Below are 16,279 nucleotides of genomic sequence, written 5' to 3'. Positions count from 1 at the left end.
CTTGGCCGGATTTGATGAAATAACTTTTACTGTTGAAACGTAACATACCAAATATGAAGCTCACCTTTTCTCTTTCCTTGCTGGCATCGGCTCTGATGCTTGGCTCCCATTCCCACGGAGAGTGGACCTCCCCCCACCCTCTCCAGCAGGAGGAAGCCGCTCCGGCAGCCCTCATCCCCTTCCCGTCCCAGGTGGAATGGAAAACGGGGAAATGCCCCAAAAAGGCTCCCGTCTCCATCAAAAAGAATGCCTCCCTGGCCAAGACCCTGGGCAGGGAGGGCTATGAACTCCAGGTGCGCCCCAACGGCATCCTGATCAAGGCCGCCACGGACACCGGCGTTTTCTATGCCCGCAGGACGCTGGACCAGCTGGGAGTCGGAGGGGACTATCCGTGCTGCGACATCAAGGACAGTCCGGCCTTCGCCATCCGCTGCTTCATGCATGACACCGGACGCAATTTCCGGACCATCGAAACGCTCAAGGCGGACCTCGACGAAATGGCCCGTCTGAAAATGAATGCCTTCCACTGGCACCTGACGGACCATCCCGCCTGGCGCATCCAGTGCAAAAAATATCCCGTGCTGAACGATCCCTCCAAACGGATCAAGGACAGGGACGTCAACGACACCTACTCCTACGACCAGATACGGGACCTGTTCCGCTACGCCAAGAAGCGCCACATCCAGATCATCCCGGAAATAGACATGCCGGGGCACAGCACTTACTTCAAAAACTGCTTCGGCTTCCCGATGCACGACCCCAGGGGCATCAAGATTCTGGAGGAACTGCTGGAAGAATTCTGCAAGGAAATTCCGGCGGAAATGTCCCCCTACCTTCACATCGGCGCGGATGAAATCCACATCCCCAACGCCAAGCAGTTCGCGGACAGGATGGCCGCCAAGGTCAAGTCCCTGGGCCGCCAGCCCATCCAGTGGGCCGGGGTCAATGACCTCCCCGTGTCCGGGGACAGCTATGCCCAGCTGTGGACTGACGAAAATACCAGAAGCGTGCCTGATCCGGCCCGGCAGAAGAACCCCTACTTCGATTCCACGTCCGGCTATGTCAACTCCTTTGATCCCGGCATCCTGGTGCGCAGGGTCTTCTTCCGCCAGCCCTGCGGCGCCGTGAAGGGGGATGACCATTCTCTGGGCGTCATTCAATGCCTGTGGCCCGATGCGCGCGTGGCGGACAAAAAGAACATTCCCATTCAAAGCCCCCAGTGGCCCGCCATGTTCGCCATGGCGGAACGCAGCTGGAAGGGGGTGCCGGAAGACGGCTCCGATCTTGCCGGAAATCTTCCCGAAAAGGACACGGAAGCCTACAAGGCATTCTCCCTGTTTGAAAAACGCATGGAAGCCCTGTCCGAAGGCAGGGACCTGCCCTTCCCCTACTGGAGGGACTCCTTCATGGAATGGAATGTTTCCGGACCCGTTCCGAAAAACAGGCAGGAGGAAGTGAGAAAAGCCCTGCTGTCCGGCAGCAAGCCCGAAGGAGTGGCGCAGGTCCGCGCCCGCGGCGGCAATCTTTACTTCCATACCCGCGCAGGCAGGGAGGGCATGTTCACCAAAACCAAGCCGGGCAACACCGTCTGGGCGGAAACGACCCTTTACGCACCCAGGGCGGGAACCATGTACGCCATGGTCGGCTTTGACGCTCCGGCCCGTTCCACGCGGCGCTGTTCCGGTGTGCCCGCCGCCGGGGAATGGTCCCAGTGCGAAACGAAAATCTGGCTGAACGGCCAGGAAGTGAAAAATCCGCAGACGTACAAGCTGGCCGGCCAGCGGCGCTATGAAAAGCACACATGGACTTCCCCCGCCAATGAAATTCCCTTTGACAATGAGGAATTCTGGTGGGCGCGTCCCCCCGTTCCCTTCCAGGTGAAGGCCGGGGAAAACAAAATCCTGATTGAACAGCCGTACACGGGAAGCTTCCAGTCATGGGGCATCAGCTTCATCCCGGTGAAAAAATCGGGCGACCGGTGGATTGCCGACCCCTCCTATTCCGTGAAAAACAGCTCCAAATAACAATCACCCCATTCCAGACACTCCCATGTTCAGGCATTCCCTGCTTCTTCTGCTGGCAGCCGTCGTCGCGCCCTGGACGCTGGCGGACCAGCGTCCCAACGTTATTCTGATTCTGATGGACGACATGGGCTGGGGGGACCTCCCGGCCTATCAGGACCAGCGCATGAAACAGGGCCTCCCCGCCATGGACAATCCCGGCCTGCGCTCCCTCGCCAGGGAAGGCATGACGCTGGCGCGCCACTACTCCGCCGCTCCGCTGTGCGCCCCCGCACGCTCCTCCCTGTTTACGGGGGTGCACCAGGGCCACGCCAAGGTAGTCCGGGACAGGTCCTTCGACCTGCCCATCGAGGATGCCCCCACGCTCGGCACCGTCATGAAATCTGCCGGTTACAGGACGGCCCTGATCGGCAAATGGGGGATAGCGGGAGGGCGGCAGCACGCAGGCACACCGCAGGATTCCACCGCCTATCCCACCAAAAGGGGTTTTGACTACTACTTCGGCTATCTGGACCACGTGAGCGGCCACCACCATTACCCCAAGGAAGACCCCAACCCCATTTCCCCCACCAAAAAAAGCGGCATCTGGGACGGCGAGAAACTCATCACGGCGGATTGCGACAAGGCCTATTCCGTGGACCTGCTGACGGCGCGCGCCAAAAAATGGATCATCGACACGCACCGGGAAAACCCGCAGACACCCTTCTTCCTGGCGCTGACCCACATCGCTCCCCACTCCCAGCTTCAAATCCCCACGGGCCCCTATCCGGAAGGCCGCGGAGTCAAGGGAGGCGTGCAATGGCTGGGGACTCCCCACAAGCTGGTCAATACGGCCGAAGGGAAAATCAACTCCTACATCTACCCGCGCTATGCCGCCAAAAAATGGCCTGTGGAGGAAAAAAGGTACGCCACCATGATCGCGCGCCTGAGCGACTCCTTCGAGGACCTCGTCCAGACCCTCAAGGACCTGGACATTGACAAAAACACCGTCATCATCCTCACCTCGGACAACGGCCCCCATGACGAGGGCGGCCAGAATCCCCAGTTCTTCCGCAATTACGGCCCCTTCGACGGCATCAAGCAGGACGCGTGGGAAGGCGGGTTCCGCGTTCCCACCATCGTCCGCTGGCCGGGACACGTTCCGGCAGGAGTGGTGAACAGCCATCCTTCCCAGTTCCAGGACTGGATGGCCACGCTGGCGGAAATCGGCGGTGTCCGGGCTCCCTTCCGCTGCGACGGCGTTTCCCTGGTGCCCACCCTGCTGAACAAGGGACGGCAGCCGGAAAGCCGCCTGTACATGGAATACAGCGCCAAGGAATCCCAGAGCAAGAAGAAAACCCCCGGCTACAAGGACTTCCTCGCGTCCCGGAGAGGTGCGGTCCGCGGGGACGAACAAATGGTTTACCTGGGCAAGTACAAGGGGGTGCGCACCAACATCCAGAGCCATGCGGACCCGTTTGAAATTTACGACACGGTCAAGGACCCGGCGGAACGCCGCGACCTGAAAGACACGCCGGAAGGCAAAAAAATGCAGCCCGTGATGCACGACATGGTGCTGAGGATGCGGCGCATCTACGATTACACGCATCCGGAGCGCGGCACGTTCGCCCAAAGGCCCTATGATGAAGAGCCCGTTCCGGCGCTCAGGAAAGGGGAGCTCCCCGCCAGGCTGCTTCCCCTGGACGACGGCACCGCCAGGGGCGTGCGCCAAAAGAACGGCACCATCAGGAGGGTGTTCTATCTGAACGTTCCGGAAACCGGAAAATACGTCTTCTTCATGAAAACCCCGGCGGAAAAGAATGCCAGGGCATTTGTCCGGCTGCACGACATGCACCTGCTGGACGCGGATTACCATTACCGGCCCGGAACGGAAGTTTCCTCCTCCATGGGGGAACAGACCACGGAAAACGATCCCACACGCACGGGGCTGAAACCCGTACCGCTGGAAAAAGGCTGGCATCCCTTCATCATTGAGACGGAAGGCTTCTCCGGGCTTCCCCTCTTCTTCTGGCAGAAGGAAGGCGGGGAAAAGCGGGAAATCCCCGCCCAGTCCTTCCGCGTGGCGGGATAAAGCGGGGAATATGTGCCGGGAGCCGGGCGTTGGCCCCCCTGGCTCATTTTCCGCCCGTCATCAGCACAAGCGCGCGCGGAGCGTGCCTCCTGACCAGCAGGTAAACGCCCCGCGCCAGCATGTAAACGACGGGGACCAGGCACCACCATGCCCAGGAAGGCCATGGAGCCGGAAAACACGCCTCCACCCCCGTCAGGGCGATCAGCACGAAAATATGGGAGCAGTACACGAAGAAACTGCCGGAAGCCCACCCGGCCAGGAGCCTTGACATCCCCGGACTGGCGGCCCTCAGCACGATTCCGGAACTCAGGAAGGCCAGGACGGTCAACCCGGAAAAGGAGCCGTCCGGAAGAAGGAACGTATCCGTGCAGCCTGCCCAGATGAGAGCCGTGCAGGACAGCAGAATGGCGGCATGCACGGCCAGGGGAATCTTCTCCCAGCGGTTCAGGCAGCCGGGGGCGGCGGAGGCCAGCATGATGCCGAGCACAAAATCCCCGAACATATAGGGACTGGGCCACGCCAGGGAATCATCCCACCTGTTCAGGAACAGGCAGAACAGGCCGAGTGTGTAAAGCGCCGGGCGGCATTTGACCAGCAGGAACGCCGCCAGGGTGAAAATCATCAAATCCCGCAGGAACCACATGGGCGTCAGCATGGGGCACGCGCCCAGACCGAACACGGAAGCCAGGGAGGCGGGGGAAACGGGCATGCCCGCCAGCAGCCAGTAGGCCGCGCACCAGAACACATAGGGACGCAGCAGGGACATCAGGCGCCCCGCCGTCCAGGTTCCGGCCTCCTGCCCCCGGAGGCGCGCTGCGGAAAAATACCCGGCCAGCAGGAAAAACGTGGCCAGTGCCGGACCGATCAGCCATTGGTTGGGGGGAAACCCTCCCCCCGGAACGTGCTGCATGATGACGCTCAATGTAGCCAGCAGGCGCGCCATCTCCACCCAGGGCAAACGGACCGGGGAAGCGGCGCTGGGCGTGGGGGATGGCGTCATGGCGGCACCATTCTGGCGGAATCATGCCGCAAAAGCACTATTTTTCCTCAGAACCGTGATGAAAAGGCCGCCCGCAGGTCCGTCATGGACGTTGACGCATGTTCTTTCAGTCCCGCCTGAAACGTGGAACCATCCCTCTCCCGGCTCGGCACTGCGGGACTTTCCGGGGAAACGGGCTTTACAAGGTTTTCTGCATATAAACCACGCCGAAGGAGCGGTTTAATTTGTAACCGATGTTCCTGAGTTCTCCGCAAAAGGCAAATCCGTTACTGGCGTGGAATTTCAGGCTTCCCCGGTTTTCGGACGAAATTTCGGCAATGATGTTTTCAATGCCCATTTGCCTGGCGTCCGCTTCCAATCGGTCGAGGCACAGCTTCCCGATGCCCTTCCCCACATGGTCGCGGGCAATGAAAGAGGTGATTTTGGCCGTTTTCCGGAAACTTGCCACAGGGGCATAGGCGCTCAGCCAGCAAAACCCGATGACGTTCCCTGCCGATGCGTCCACCACCGCGTAAGCGGGATATCCGGCCGTCTTTTCCAGCAGCATGGAAAAAGAGGCTTCCGGCAAGGGCGCATCCGCAAAGGCCGCCGTACCATGTTCAATGTAATCATTGAAAATTTCCATGACGGGCCTGGCATTCTCCCTTCCAAGTTTCTCGTATCTTACCTGCATGCTGAAAAATCTTTCCTGTGGAAATATGAGATTAAACAGGCGCAACCATCCGGAACAGCGCGTCCTTTGTCATCCGGTCCCTGTGAAGCAAACGGGAAGCAGCTGCCGCGCACCGGAAACCGGCCTTCAGCGGGCATGGCGTTTGTCGCGCGGGAACCGCGGTTCCACCCAACACGCCTGCCGTCGCCAGGCTTCCCGTCCAGCCTCCATTAAAACGGCCACGGCCATGGGAATCCGGGCGTCCGTCCGTCTTCCCCAAAAAATGGCTGGTTCCTTTCGGAATCAGCCATGGGAAAGGGATCCGGCAAGGGTCTTGTTCATGAATAAAATCCGTTGTCCGGCTCCCGTTCCGGCTTTTTCCGCCTGAAGCGCGGATGGCGGCAGCGGTGAATCTGCGTATCCGCATCGGCTTCTGAAAAATGGCGCGGATTAGCCTCTTCCCGGGCCTCTCTGCGCAGGATTTCCAGAAAATCCTTCAGCGGCAGTTCCATGTCCGCATCGTGGCAGGCCAGCATGGCGGACAGGCGGACCTGCCCATTGTCATAGTCCACGTACATGGCGAACAGCGTGGTCTGGTACAGATGCCACGGTTCCTTTTCCGCACCGTTTTCCAGATGCGTGTTGATGGCTTCCAGAAGCCACGTGAGCGATTGTTCCAGCTCCAGGTTGTCCAGAACGTCCCGTATGAGGGACGTTTCCTGGCCGAAGCCGGTCACGCTTTCCAGTTGTCTTACCCTGTCGATCTTCATGTCTTGAATCTCCTTTCCGGTGTTTCCTTATTTGGCGGGGCGGCGGACGGCTCTACCGCTCCGAGGGATTTAGACACTTTTTTTCAATAGTTTGTTCAATCTGGAAAAAACTTATTCAGTCCGCGGCAGCCTTGCCGATGTAGGGGAGGTCGCGGTACCGGTTGTCCAAGTCCATGCCGAACCCTACCAGAAAGTCGTCGCCCCAGGTAAAGGCTACGTAATCCGCTTCAAAGGGAACCTTCCGGCAGCAGTGCTTGTCCACGGCCACAGCCGTCAATACGCGCTGCACGCCCCTCTTTTTCAATTCTCCGCAAACGCCCGCCAGCGTCCTGCCCGTGTCCAGCACGTCATCCACCACCAGCACGGGGACGCCGGGCCGGAACGCGCCGCAGTCCCCGCGCCACTCCACGGAGCCGGAACTTTCCATGCCGGAATAGCTGGATACCTTGACGGACCTCACTTCCGGGCGGGATTTCAAATGCTCCGCCAGCATGGACGCAAAGGGCACGGCCCCGTCCAGAAGCCGGAGCAGGACATAGGGGCGGTCCCCCATGTCGGCGTCAATGGAGGCGGCCAGTTCCCGCACGCGTGCGGCAATGGCCTGTTCCCCAATCAGCGGCGTAATGGTATAAGTCATGAAACGGAAGCAGGATAGCCTGCCCCGCGCGGAAAATCAATCCCGGAAGGGAACGGAGACGGATGCGGGGACGCCGGGGCATTCTTCCATGATTTTTCCGTAGCCGGAGGCAGGGGGTCCGGTCATTCCATCCGGCTGCGTTATTGCGCCGCTTTCCGGCCTCCGGACCGGACAGGCGGGCCGCCGGGATGCGGGAGGCTGCCCCTTCCCCGGAAGCTCCCGGAAAAACGGCCTTCCCCGCACGGTAAAAGCTCTTGCGTCACAGGGATTTTTCTGCATAATCGCCCGGCAAGAATGACGGAAAAACCCATACAACTTGGCCTGGCCGGGCTGGGTACGGTCGGTTCCGGCGTTTATGAGACGCTGTGCCGCAACCACTCCCTGCTGGAAGCGCGGAGCAAGATCCCGTTCAGGATCAAGCGCATTGCCGTGCGCAACCTGAACAAGCACAGGGAAACCGCCGTTCCGGAAGAATTGCTGACCGACGACTGGCATGAGCTGGTGGGGGACCCGGAAATAGACATCATCATCGAACTGATCGGGGGCACCCGGCAGGCCTATGACCTGGTGACGACGGCCCTCCGCGCGGGCAAGCCCGTGGTGACCGGCAACAAGGCCCTGCTGGCCGAATACGGCGCGGAGATTTTCAAGCTTTCCGCGGAGATGGGCACGCCCATCTACTTTGAGGCTTCCGCCGGGGGGGGCATCCCCATCATCCAGAGCCTCCAGAATTCCCTGATCTGCAACCACATCAATTCCATCGTGGGGATCATCAACGGGACTTCCAACTACATTCTTTCCGCGATGGGAGAACACGGGGCCGACTACGAAGACGCCCTGGTGCAGGCCCAGAAACTGGGATTTGCGGAGGAAGACCCTTCCCTGGACGTCAACGGCTGGGACGCCGCCCACAAGGCCCTCATTCTGGCCACCCTGGCCTACGGCACCACCATCTCCCCGGACAAAATTTACGTCAGCGGCATTGAAAACATCACCAGCCGGGACTTCGAGTTCGCTAAAAAGCTGGGGTACACCATCAAGCTGCTCGTGGTCATCCGCTACCATGAAAACCAGGAGGATGCGCTGGAACTGCGCGTACAGCCCTGCTTCGTCCATGACTGGCACATCCTGGCTTCCGTCAACGGCGTGTTCAACGCCATTTCCGTGAACGGGGACATTGTGGGGGAAACCTTGTTCTACGGCCGCGGAGCGGGCAAGAATCCCACGGCCTCCGCCGTGATCAGCGACGTGATTACGGCCATGCGCGAAAGCCGCTACCCGGAATTCCACACGGGGTTCACCCCTTACGCCAAATCCTGCGGCGTGATGCACATCAACGACACCACGACGCCGTACTACGTGCGCTTCCAGGTGGCGGACCAGCCCGGCGTGATTGCGGAAATAGCCCGCATCCTGGCCACCTTCGGCATCGGCATCTCCGCCACGTCCTCCGCCCCCAGCCACATCGACGAAGACGGCGTGGCGTGGAACGACCTGGTATTCATCCTCCATACCTGCCCGTGGGGCCAGCTCCAGATGGCGCTGGAGGAAATTGCCCAGATTTCCTTCGTGGCGCCGGAAGCCCGCGTGCTGCGCATCGAACACCTTCTTCCTCAATCCTAACCTACATCATCCTGTTACATGGCACTTATCGTTCAAAAATTCGGAGGCTCCTCCGTGGGCACCATTGACCGCATCCGCAATGTGGCGCGCCGCATCCATGAGACCGCCGGAGGCGGCAACCAGGTAGTGGCCGTCGTCTCCGCCATGAGCGGCGTGACGGACAAGCTGATCGGCCTGGCCAGGGAACTGTCCGCCTCCCCCTCCGAACGCGAGCTGGACGTCCTGATGGCTACCGGAGAACAGCAGTCCATCGCCCTGCTCTGCATGGCCCTGCATGAACTGGGAGACAAGGCCGTGTCCTTCACCGGAGCCCAGGCGGGCATCACCACCTTCGGCTCCCACACCCGCGGCCGCATCCACAAGATTGACCCGGAACGGATGAACAAATGCCTGATGGAAGGCAACATCCTCATCTGCGCCGGCTTCCAGGGCGTGACGGAGGAAGGCATGGTCCAGACGCTGGGCCGCGGCGGCTCGGACCTTTCCGCCATCGCCATCGCCGCCGCTTTGAAGGCGGACGTGTGCCAGATTTTTACGGATGTGGACGGCGTGTACACCTGCGACCCCCGCGTGGTGAAGGACGCCGTGAAGATCCAGACCCTTTCCTACGACGAAATGCTGGAAATGGCATCCAGCGGTTCCAAGGTGATGCAGTCGCGCTCCGTGGAATTCGCCAAAAAATTCGGCGTCGTCTTTGAAGTTCGCAACTCCATGAACAATAACCCCGGTACCATCGTGCAAGAAGAAACTCCCTCCATGGAAGCCGTCGTCATCCGCGGCATCTCCATTGACCGCAACCAGGCCCGCCTCACCATCACCGGCATTCCGGACAAAATCGGCTATACGGCCAGGATTCTGGGCGCCCTGGCAGAGGCGGAAATCAATCTGGACATGATCCTGGCCAACACCGCCCATGACGGCTACGTCCGCCAGTCCTTCACCATGCCCGCCAACGAACTGGGCCGCGCCCAGGCCGCGCTCAAGCCCGTGACGGCCGCGCTGGGCCCCGATGTGAAGGTGGAGACGGAAGCCGGACTCGCCAAGCTTTCCCTGGTGGGCATCGGCATGCGTTCCCATTCCGGCGTGGGCGCCACCGCGTTCAAGGCCCTGGCGGACGCCAATATCAAGACCGGCATGATCTCCACGTCGGAAATCAAGATCGCCGTGATGGTGGACGAGTCCGACATCGACGAGGCGGCGCGCGTCGTCCACAAGGCATTCAACCTGGGCGGCCAGAATTAACCAGCCCTCCTTCCCTGTTCCAGGCCCGGTTCGCTTGCGCGGCGAACCGGCCTTTTCTTTCGTGCCGTTTCATCCCTTTTCATCCCGTTCCCTGCGGATTCCCGCATACCTGATGAAGAAAAGAATGGCAGTCAAGGGCGAAATCCGCCGCCAACTGCAACACGGCTTGCGTCTCATGTTGCGGCAGTGGAAGAGAATCAGCAGAGAAAGAAGGAGGAGTTTCCAGCCTGATTTCCGGCGGCCTCGGGCGGCTGACGGACCTTGCACAAGCACCGCCGCGCCATGATGATGCGTTTTAGACAGGCCTGCCGGAAACGCGCAGAAGGAGGGGAGGCGGGAAAGCGGATGACTTCCTCCCCGGTTTATGCGATCATCGGCACAGGAAAGAGATGAATACCGAATTTGTGAACCTGACGGCGGAAAATCTTCCCCACGAGCATTTATGCTGCATTATCCGCAGCAAGAAGTTCCATCCGGGCATTGACGCCAAGCGGCAATGGCTTTCCGGCCGGCTGAAGGAGGGCCATGTCTTTAGAAAGTTGAATGAGAAGGCTACGGTTTTTATTGAATATGCTCCCCTGGAAACCGCCTGGGTTCCCATCATCGGCGACAATTATTATTATCTGTACTGCCTGTGGGTTTCCGGCAGCTGCAAAGGGAAAGGGTACGGGAAGGCGCTGATGGAGTATTGTCTGGCGGATGCCGGAAAAAACGGCAAATCCGGCATTTGCATGCTTGGAGCAACAAAACAGAAAGCCTGGCTTTCCGACCAGTCGTTTGCGAAGAAGTTCGGTTTTGAAGTTGCCGATACCGCCGGCAACGGGTATGAACTGCTGGCGCTTTCCCTGGACGGAACCCTGCCGAGCTTTTCCCAACGAGCTAAAAAACTGGAAATTGAAAGCAGGGAGCTGACCATTTATTACGATATGCAATGCCCGTATGTTTATCAAAATATCGGGATCATCAGGCAGTATTGTGAAACGAACGGGGTTCCCGTGTCTTTCATTCACGTGGATTCCCTGCAAAAAGCCAAGGAATTGCCCTGTGTTTTCAATAACTGGGCCGTGTTTTACAAGGGGAAGTTTGAGACGGTGAATTTGCTGCCGGATGTGGCTGCCTTAAAGAGAATACTGAAAAAGTAGTCCTGGAAAATGAACGTGCGGTTCCGTGTTTTTCCGGCGATTGAGGGATGATGCGGGCTTGCCGGAAACATCGGCCCCGGCCCCTGCTCTCCCGGAATAACGAGCCCGGAAGGGGAATGCGGCAAACATCCGCCATGCCGGAATACGGATTTTCCCGAAGTTCTGCCGCAAGCGGCCGTTTCCTTCCCTTTCCCCTCCATTGACGCCCTCGGACAAGGTTTTTTCATCCGGGAAAGCAGAGGAAGAGGATGAACGGGACGGGCGGGAAAGGCGGCAGAATACGGAAAATGAAACCGCGGCGCTCCGGGAGGGCCGTACCGGACTATCTTCTTCTTGCAGGCCGGGCCGCCGGGGGAGCGGGAGGAGCCGGGGCCTTCCCGCCGGAGAAGGGGGCAAAGCTCCAGTTCACGTTATTCAGGGGCCCTCTGCCGCGCACCTGGAACAGGCCGCGCGCCAGCAGGAAGACGGGCGAGGTGAGGAGCTGCGGAATGCCGCGGAACCCCATCTGGAAGTCGGAGTTGACCTGGAGGTCGGCCAGGCGTATCCATCCGCCGCCCTTCAGGGACAGGTTGCTGCCCGTAGCCACGAAGTTGTTCGTGCGGATGTAGCCTTTTTCTATGGAAAAGTCGCAGTCGGCGCGGGTGAGCTTGTAGTTGATCAGGTGGCCCAGGCCGGGGATGTAATTGGCCAGGGCTTCCCCCAAAAAGCCGAAGATGGGGATTTCCACCAGGTTTCCGTGGACCAGCGCCGCTTCCCCCTTGGCCTGGATGCTGTTCATGTTGCCGCCCTTGGACGAGAATTCAATGGCTCCGTGCACGGTGGCCTTCTCCATCTTTTCCCCGTAGGATTTGCCGATAGCCGTCAGGTTCATGTCCTGGAGCACGAAGGAGCCGTTCAAAGCGTCCCCGCCGTCAATCTGCGCCAGCACGCGGCCGGTGAAGGAGCCTTCCCAGATGGTTCCCTGCAATTTGTCCACCACTACCCACTGCGGGGAGATGAGCACTTCCCCCTTCGTCCTGCCCAGGTCCAGCGTGGTTCCCAGGATTTTATAGCGGACGCGGCCCGCGGAGGCGTCAAAGCGGATGCGCCCCTTCATCAGCTTCAGGTCGTCCCCCATCGGGAACATGCCGCCGCCGGAAAGCGTTACGGGGCGCGTGAAGACGAATTCCCGGAGCACCTTCGCGGCGTCGTCCGAGAACATGCGCAGCGTATGGGCCGGATAGGCCTGCCCTTCCAGTCCCAGCACCTCCACGGTGTCCGGGACAAAACGGAAGTCGATGCTTTTGGCCTTCAGGGAACTGTCCGCCGGACCGCCGGACAATCCGGCGGAGGAAAGATAGTCTGAGTTGGAGACCGTCAGCGCCACGTTGGTCAGGACCAGCTGGTCCGTCACCAGGTGGGCGTCCGCGCGGGCGGATTTGATTTCCACCCCCTTGTATTTGGTGTTGGCGACGGATACGGCGGCCTCAATGTCGTAGGCCTTTTCCAGATTGTAAAGTCCCAGCGTTCCCTGGAAGGAGAGGTTGATCCCGGAGTTGCTGCGGAAGGCGAAGCGCTCCATGAAGAAGTCGTCATCCTCCATCGCCAGCAGTTTGTCGATCGTGTCCAGGGGAACCGTGGACTGTCCCATCACGAACATCTGCCCGTCCAGGAAGCCGTTGGCAAAGAGTTCAAATTTCCCTTTTTCCAGTTCTATGCGGCAGTTCTGGACGAAGAGCTGGTTGGGCCTGTATTCCACCTCCAGGTCCGCCGTTTTCACGGGCACCTTGTTCCAGGCCAGGTTTTCCGCCTTGATGCGCGCGCGCACCAGGGTGGGTTCCACGGGTTTTCCTTCCGGAATGTCCAGCCTGCCGTGTACGCGGAGGGTCGCTTTTTCCGGAATCTTCAGTTCCTCCGGCAGCACGGGAACGGATTTGCCGCCCAGGGCCACGAGAATTTCCGGCTTCAGGTCCGATTCCACCGTAAAGACAAGGTCCGTTCCCAGATAGCTGCCGTCCAGTTTCATCCGTCCGTCTTCACGCACCAGTTCCAAAAGCGTCACGTTGATGGATTTGCCGATCACTTCCACCTTGGCCGTGGCGGAATCGAATTCCACTCCCTGGTACGCCACGTCCCTGACGGCGGCGTCCAGTTTCAGGCGGTCCACGCGGACCGGGCCTGACCAGTCCACCCCCATGCGGAGCGTGCCCGCGGCGTTCAGTTCCGGGTCTCCGTTGATGACCAGGGTGGGCGGCAGTTCCACGTCTTCCGGGGCGATGGACCGGGCCATGTTCAGCATGGCGTTCACGGGCAGCGTGCTATGGATGTCCACCTTGATTTCTCCATCCACGCCCATCACCTTGCCGGAGAAGCTTCCGCCCTGGTGCCGTATGTCCAGGTCCGTTACGTAGAAGTTGCCGTTTTCATAGCTGAAATCCCCGGACGCCTTTGAAAATTTTTCCCCGAACACGGAGAAGGCCCCCATGGAGCCGGACCCCAGCAACTTTACCTGGTCCACGCCTTCCCACCCTTCCTTGAACACCAGCCTGCCGGACATTTGAACGTGCGGCTCGCTCAGGAATTTCATTTCCCGCGGAACGAGGGATTCGTTGAGGAAGGATACCGTCCAGGACACGAGGGGGGCCGTGCTGGTGACGTCCCAGATCAGGGAGCGCTTTTTCAAATCCGCCTGAAGGGACAGCCTCACGAATCCCGCCGTTTCCGCATCCCTCATGGTGAAGCGCCTGGCCATGATGACGGAGTCCGAATAGTCGCCGCTGAACATCAGGTCCTTGACACGAATTCTGCCGTATTGCAGTGAGGGGGCCTGAAAGTCCAGCCCTACGCGGATTCCGCCGCCCTTCATGTCGTCGCTCAGGTTGACCGCAAGCTGCGGCGGGGCGGATTCCGGCCACTTCACCCTGTCCAGGTATTCCAGCACGCGGTCAAGCTGCTTGCGGACGGCCGCCACGTCTTCGGGCGTCAGCACAAAATCTCCGCCCTCCCCCTGCCCTGCGGGAAAGCTTCCCTGGGCGGTGACCCGTATTCCCTGCACCACGGCTTCCGCCTTCGTGAGGTCCACCATGCCGGGGCGGTTCAGGTCTATCTCCGCATTCAGCCCGGTGACGGAAAAGACCCGTTCCGGCCTTTCCTTATCCACCGGCATGCTGACGCTCAGGCCCTCCACGTTCACCCGCTCCGGGTCCACCTGGCCGTCCAGCAGTTTTTTCCAGTTCAGGGAGATGTCCGCCTCATGAAGCCGGGCGATGGAACGGCGGTTTTCCGGCGGCGCTTCCGGGTCCAGCATTTCCACGTCCTTCAGCGTAACGACGGCCCGGGGCCAGATGCTGACTTTCAGCGTGCCGATGTTCACGGGCACCCCTTTTTCCAGCAGGGCCTGTTCCACGCGCACCACTACGAAAGAGGGTACGCCCCAGATGGAAATATAGCAAATGAAGCCAAACACCAGGGCGCACAGCAGAATAATCACGGTGGGGACCAATCCCCTGAGCCATCTCATGAATGTCGAACGAGCCATACGCCACTTGCCTTACTTGCACAGGTACCTACCCATGCTACCTTAAAAGGAGAGACATTGCACCATCATTTTACGTTGGCAATTTATTTCGTATTCCGGACATGCACGGGGGTTTTCCATTAAAACGGCGCCCGGCGGAGGGCTCCCGCTCCTGTCATCCGGCTTGAACAGGATGAAACGCCATCCAGTCAAACCTTTGCCAGGTCCGGTCAAAAGCCGGAAGAATCTTAATTTTATAGATCATGAATATTATTATCGACAGGGCATCGTCCAGGGGACATGCCAACCACGGGTGGTTGAATACCTACCACACATTCAGCTTTGCCAATTATTTCAATCCGGACCGCATGCAGTTCGGAGCCCTTCGTGTACTTAATGACGACACGGTGCTTCCGGACGAAGGGTTCGGCACCCACCCCCACAAGAATATGGAAGTGATTTCCATTCCCTTGAAAGGGAAGCTCCGCCACGGCGACAGCCTGAACAACAGCCACACCATCACGCGCGGGGAAATCCAGCTCATGAGCGCGGGAACGGGCATCCTGCACAGCGAGTACAACGACAGTTCCACGGATAATCTGGAATTCCTGCAAATATGGGTCATTCCGGACAGGATCAACACGGAGCCCAAGTACAAGGATTACGACATCAAGCCCCTGCTGAAGCACAATGAGATTTCCACCTTCCTGGCTCCGGAAACGGACATCTCCATCATGCAGCAGGCGTGGTTTTCCTGGGCGGAACTGGATCGCGGCACATCGCGGGAATACAAGTTCAAGGGCCAGAATACGGGCGTGTACGTCTTCGTGGTGGAAGGAGAGGTGAAGATCGGGGACACGGTGCTGAACCGCCGCGACGGAGCCGGCATCACGGATACGGAGGCCATCACCCTTGAGGCCCTCCAGAATTCCACCGTTCTTCTGATGGAAGTGGCGCAGTAGCACAGCCGGGATTCCTCCGGAATTTTCACCCGGATATGATTTACTTGGGCCTGCCCTCACGCGGAGGGCGGGCCTTTTTGCCGTCCTCCCCGTGCTTCCTCCGGCCCTTGATGAGCAGGCCCAGCCACCACCCCAGCTGCACGAGCCCGTAGCACAGTCCCCCCAGCACGACGCTGGAGACGGCCCAGCCCGTCAGGAATTCCAGGGAAACCATGCCTATGCCCAGGCCGTTGAACGGAGCCCAGGACCATTGTTCCACCCCCGTTTTCAGCATGTGCCAGGTGGCGCCGGAAGTCGGCAGGCCAAGCCGGGAGAAGAGGAACCAGCCCAGCCACCACTGGGCGGGAATGGCAAAGAAGGTAAAGCCGGGCGGGGAGAGCCAGGCCATCAGGATGGCCACCGGAATGTTCCCCTTGCGCCACAGGCAGGCGAATACGCCCCACAGGCTCTGCATGGGCAGCGGGGCGATGGCGGCGGCGGCTCCCCAGCCGGCCCCCACAGCCACGGATTCACGCGTCCACGACCAATAGACCGGGTCGAAGATTTTTGCGGAGAGAAAACGGCTGGTCCACGATTTTTTGCGCACTTCCGTCAGCAGGTAAAGCCTGACCTTGCGCATCAATTGCCTGTAGCGGTGTTCCATTCCGCGGCACAGTCTCATAC

General features: G+C 59.8%; 12 protein-coding genes. 6 read left to right on the top strand and 6 right to left on the bottom strand.

Annotated features, from left to right (window positions below; genetic code table 11):
- Positions 1-53 precede the first annotated feature (53 nt).
- Together HMPREF3039_RS00745 and HMPREF3039_RS00740 are read left to right on the top strand one after the other, a co-directional pair.
- A complete protein-coding gene (locus HMPREF3039_RS00745) occupies positions 54-2,024 on the top strand; it encodes a family 20 glycosylhydrolase (protein WP_067570359.1) in 1,971 nt (656 codons plus the stop codon).
- A gap of 25 nt (positions 2,025-2,049) precedes the next feature.
- Complete coding sequence (locus tag HMPREF3039_RS00740) at positions 2,050-4,092, top strand: sulfatase-like hydrolase/transferase (protein WP_067570361.1); 2,043 nt, start codon at positions 2,050-2,052, stop codon at positions 4,090-4,092.
- Positions 4,093-4,135: 43 nt separating this feature from the next.
- On the opposite strand, the gene HMPREF3039_RS00735 is transcribed toward HMPREF3039_RS00740, so the two are convergent.
- The 4 genes from HMPREF3039_RS00735 to HMPREF3039_RS00720 all read right to left on the bottom strand — a co-directional run bounded on the left by HMPREF3039_RS00735 (position 4,136) and on the right by HMPREF3039_RS00720 (position 7,151).
- Entirely contained in the window at positions 4,136-5,092 is a 957-nt protein-coding gene (locus tag HMPREF3039_RS00735) for an acyltransferase family protein (RefSeq protein ID WP_067570363.1), read from the bottom strand.
- Between the two features lie 178 nt (positions 5,093-5,270).
- Entirely contained in the window at positions 5,271-5,717 is a 447-nt protein-coding gene (locus HMPREF3039_RS00730) for a GNAT family N-acetyltransferase (protein ID WP_197457867.1), read from the bottom strand.
- A 365-nt stretch (positions 5,718-6,082) separates the two neighbouring features.
- Complete coding sequence (locus HMPREF3039_RS00725) at positions 6,083-6,514, bottom strand: hypothetical protein (protein ID WP_067570367.1); 432 nt, start codon at positions 6,512-6,514, stop codon at positions 6,083-6,085.
- A 115-nt stretch (positions 6,515-6,629) separates the two neighbouring features.
- A complete protein-coding gene (locus HMPREF3039_RS00720) occupies positions 6,630-7,151 on the bottom strand; it encodes a phosphoribosyltransferase (RefSeq protein ID WP_067570369.1) in 522 nt (173 codons plus the stop codon).
- A 294-nt stretch (positions 7,152-7,445) separates the two neighbouring features.
- On the opposite strand from HMPREF3039_RS00720, the gene HMPREF3039_RS00715 reads away from it, so the two are divergent.
- From HMPREF3039_RS00715 to HMPREF3039_RS00705, 3 genes are all read left to right on the top strand, one after another.
- On the top strand, positions 7,446-8,774 hold the full coding sequence (locus tag HMPREF3039_RS00715; protein ID WP_067570371.1) for a homoserine dehydrogenase: 1,329 nt from the start codon (positions 7,446-7,448) through the stop codon (positions 8,772-8,774).
- Positions 8,775-8,792: 18 nt separating this feature from the next.
- Complete coding sequence (locus HMPREF3039_RS00710; RefSeq protein WP_067570373.1) at positions 8,793-10,016, top strand: aspartate kinase; 1,224 nt, start codon at positions 8,793-8,795, stop codon at positions 10,014-10,016.
- A 389-nt stretch (positions 10,017-10,405) separates the two neighbouring features.
- Positions 10,406-11,158: a GNAT family N-acetyltransferase gene (locus HMPREF3039_RS00705; protein WP_067570375.1), complete on the top strand. Its 753-nt coding sequence runs from the start codon at positions 10,406-10,408 to the stop codon at positions 11,156-11,158.
- Between the two features lie 322 nt (positions 11,159-11,480).
- Here HMPREF3039_RS00705 and HMPREF3039_RS00700 read toward each other — a convergent pair whose 3' ends face one another.
- Positions 11,481-14,675 (bottom strand): AsmA-like C-terminal region-containing protein, encoded by a 3,195-nt coding sequence (locus HMPREF3039_RS00700; RefSeq protein WP_082770061.1) that lies wholly within the window; start codon positions 14,673-14,675, stop codon positions 11,481-11,483.
- Positions 14,676-14,917: 242 nt separating this feature from the next.
- Here HMPREF3039_RS00700 and HMPREF3039_RS00695 point away from each other — a divergent pair, with 242 nt between their 5' ends.
- Entirely contained in the window at positions 14,918-15,616 is a 699-nt protein-coding gene (locus HMPREF3039_RS00695; RefSeq protein WP_067570379.1) for a pirin family protein, read from the top strand.
- A 40-nt stretch (positions 15,617-15,656) separates the two neighbouring features.
- Here HMPREF3039_RS00695 and HMPREF3039_RS00690 read toward each other — a convergent pair whose 3' ends face one another.
- On the bottom strand, positions 15,657-16,277 hold the full coding sequence (locus HMPREF3039_RS00690; RefSeq protein ID WP_067570381.1) for a DUF2062 domain-containing protein: 621 nt from the start codon (positions 16,275-16,277) through the stop codon (positions 15,657-15,659).
- Positions 16,278-16,279: the final 2 nt, after the last annotated feature.

Source organism: Akkermansia sp. KLE1798, from assembly GCF_001580195.1.
Classification (GTDB): domain Bacteria; phylum Verrucomicrobiota; class Verrucomicrobiia; order Verrucomicrobiales; family Akkermansiaceae; genus Akkermansia; species Akkermansia biwaensis.
Note: the sequence above shows the minus strand (reverse complement) of the source record. Positions and strands in the feature narration are given on the sequence as shown.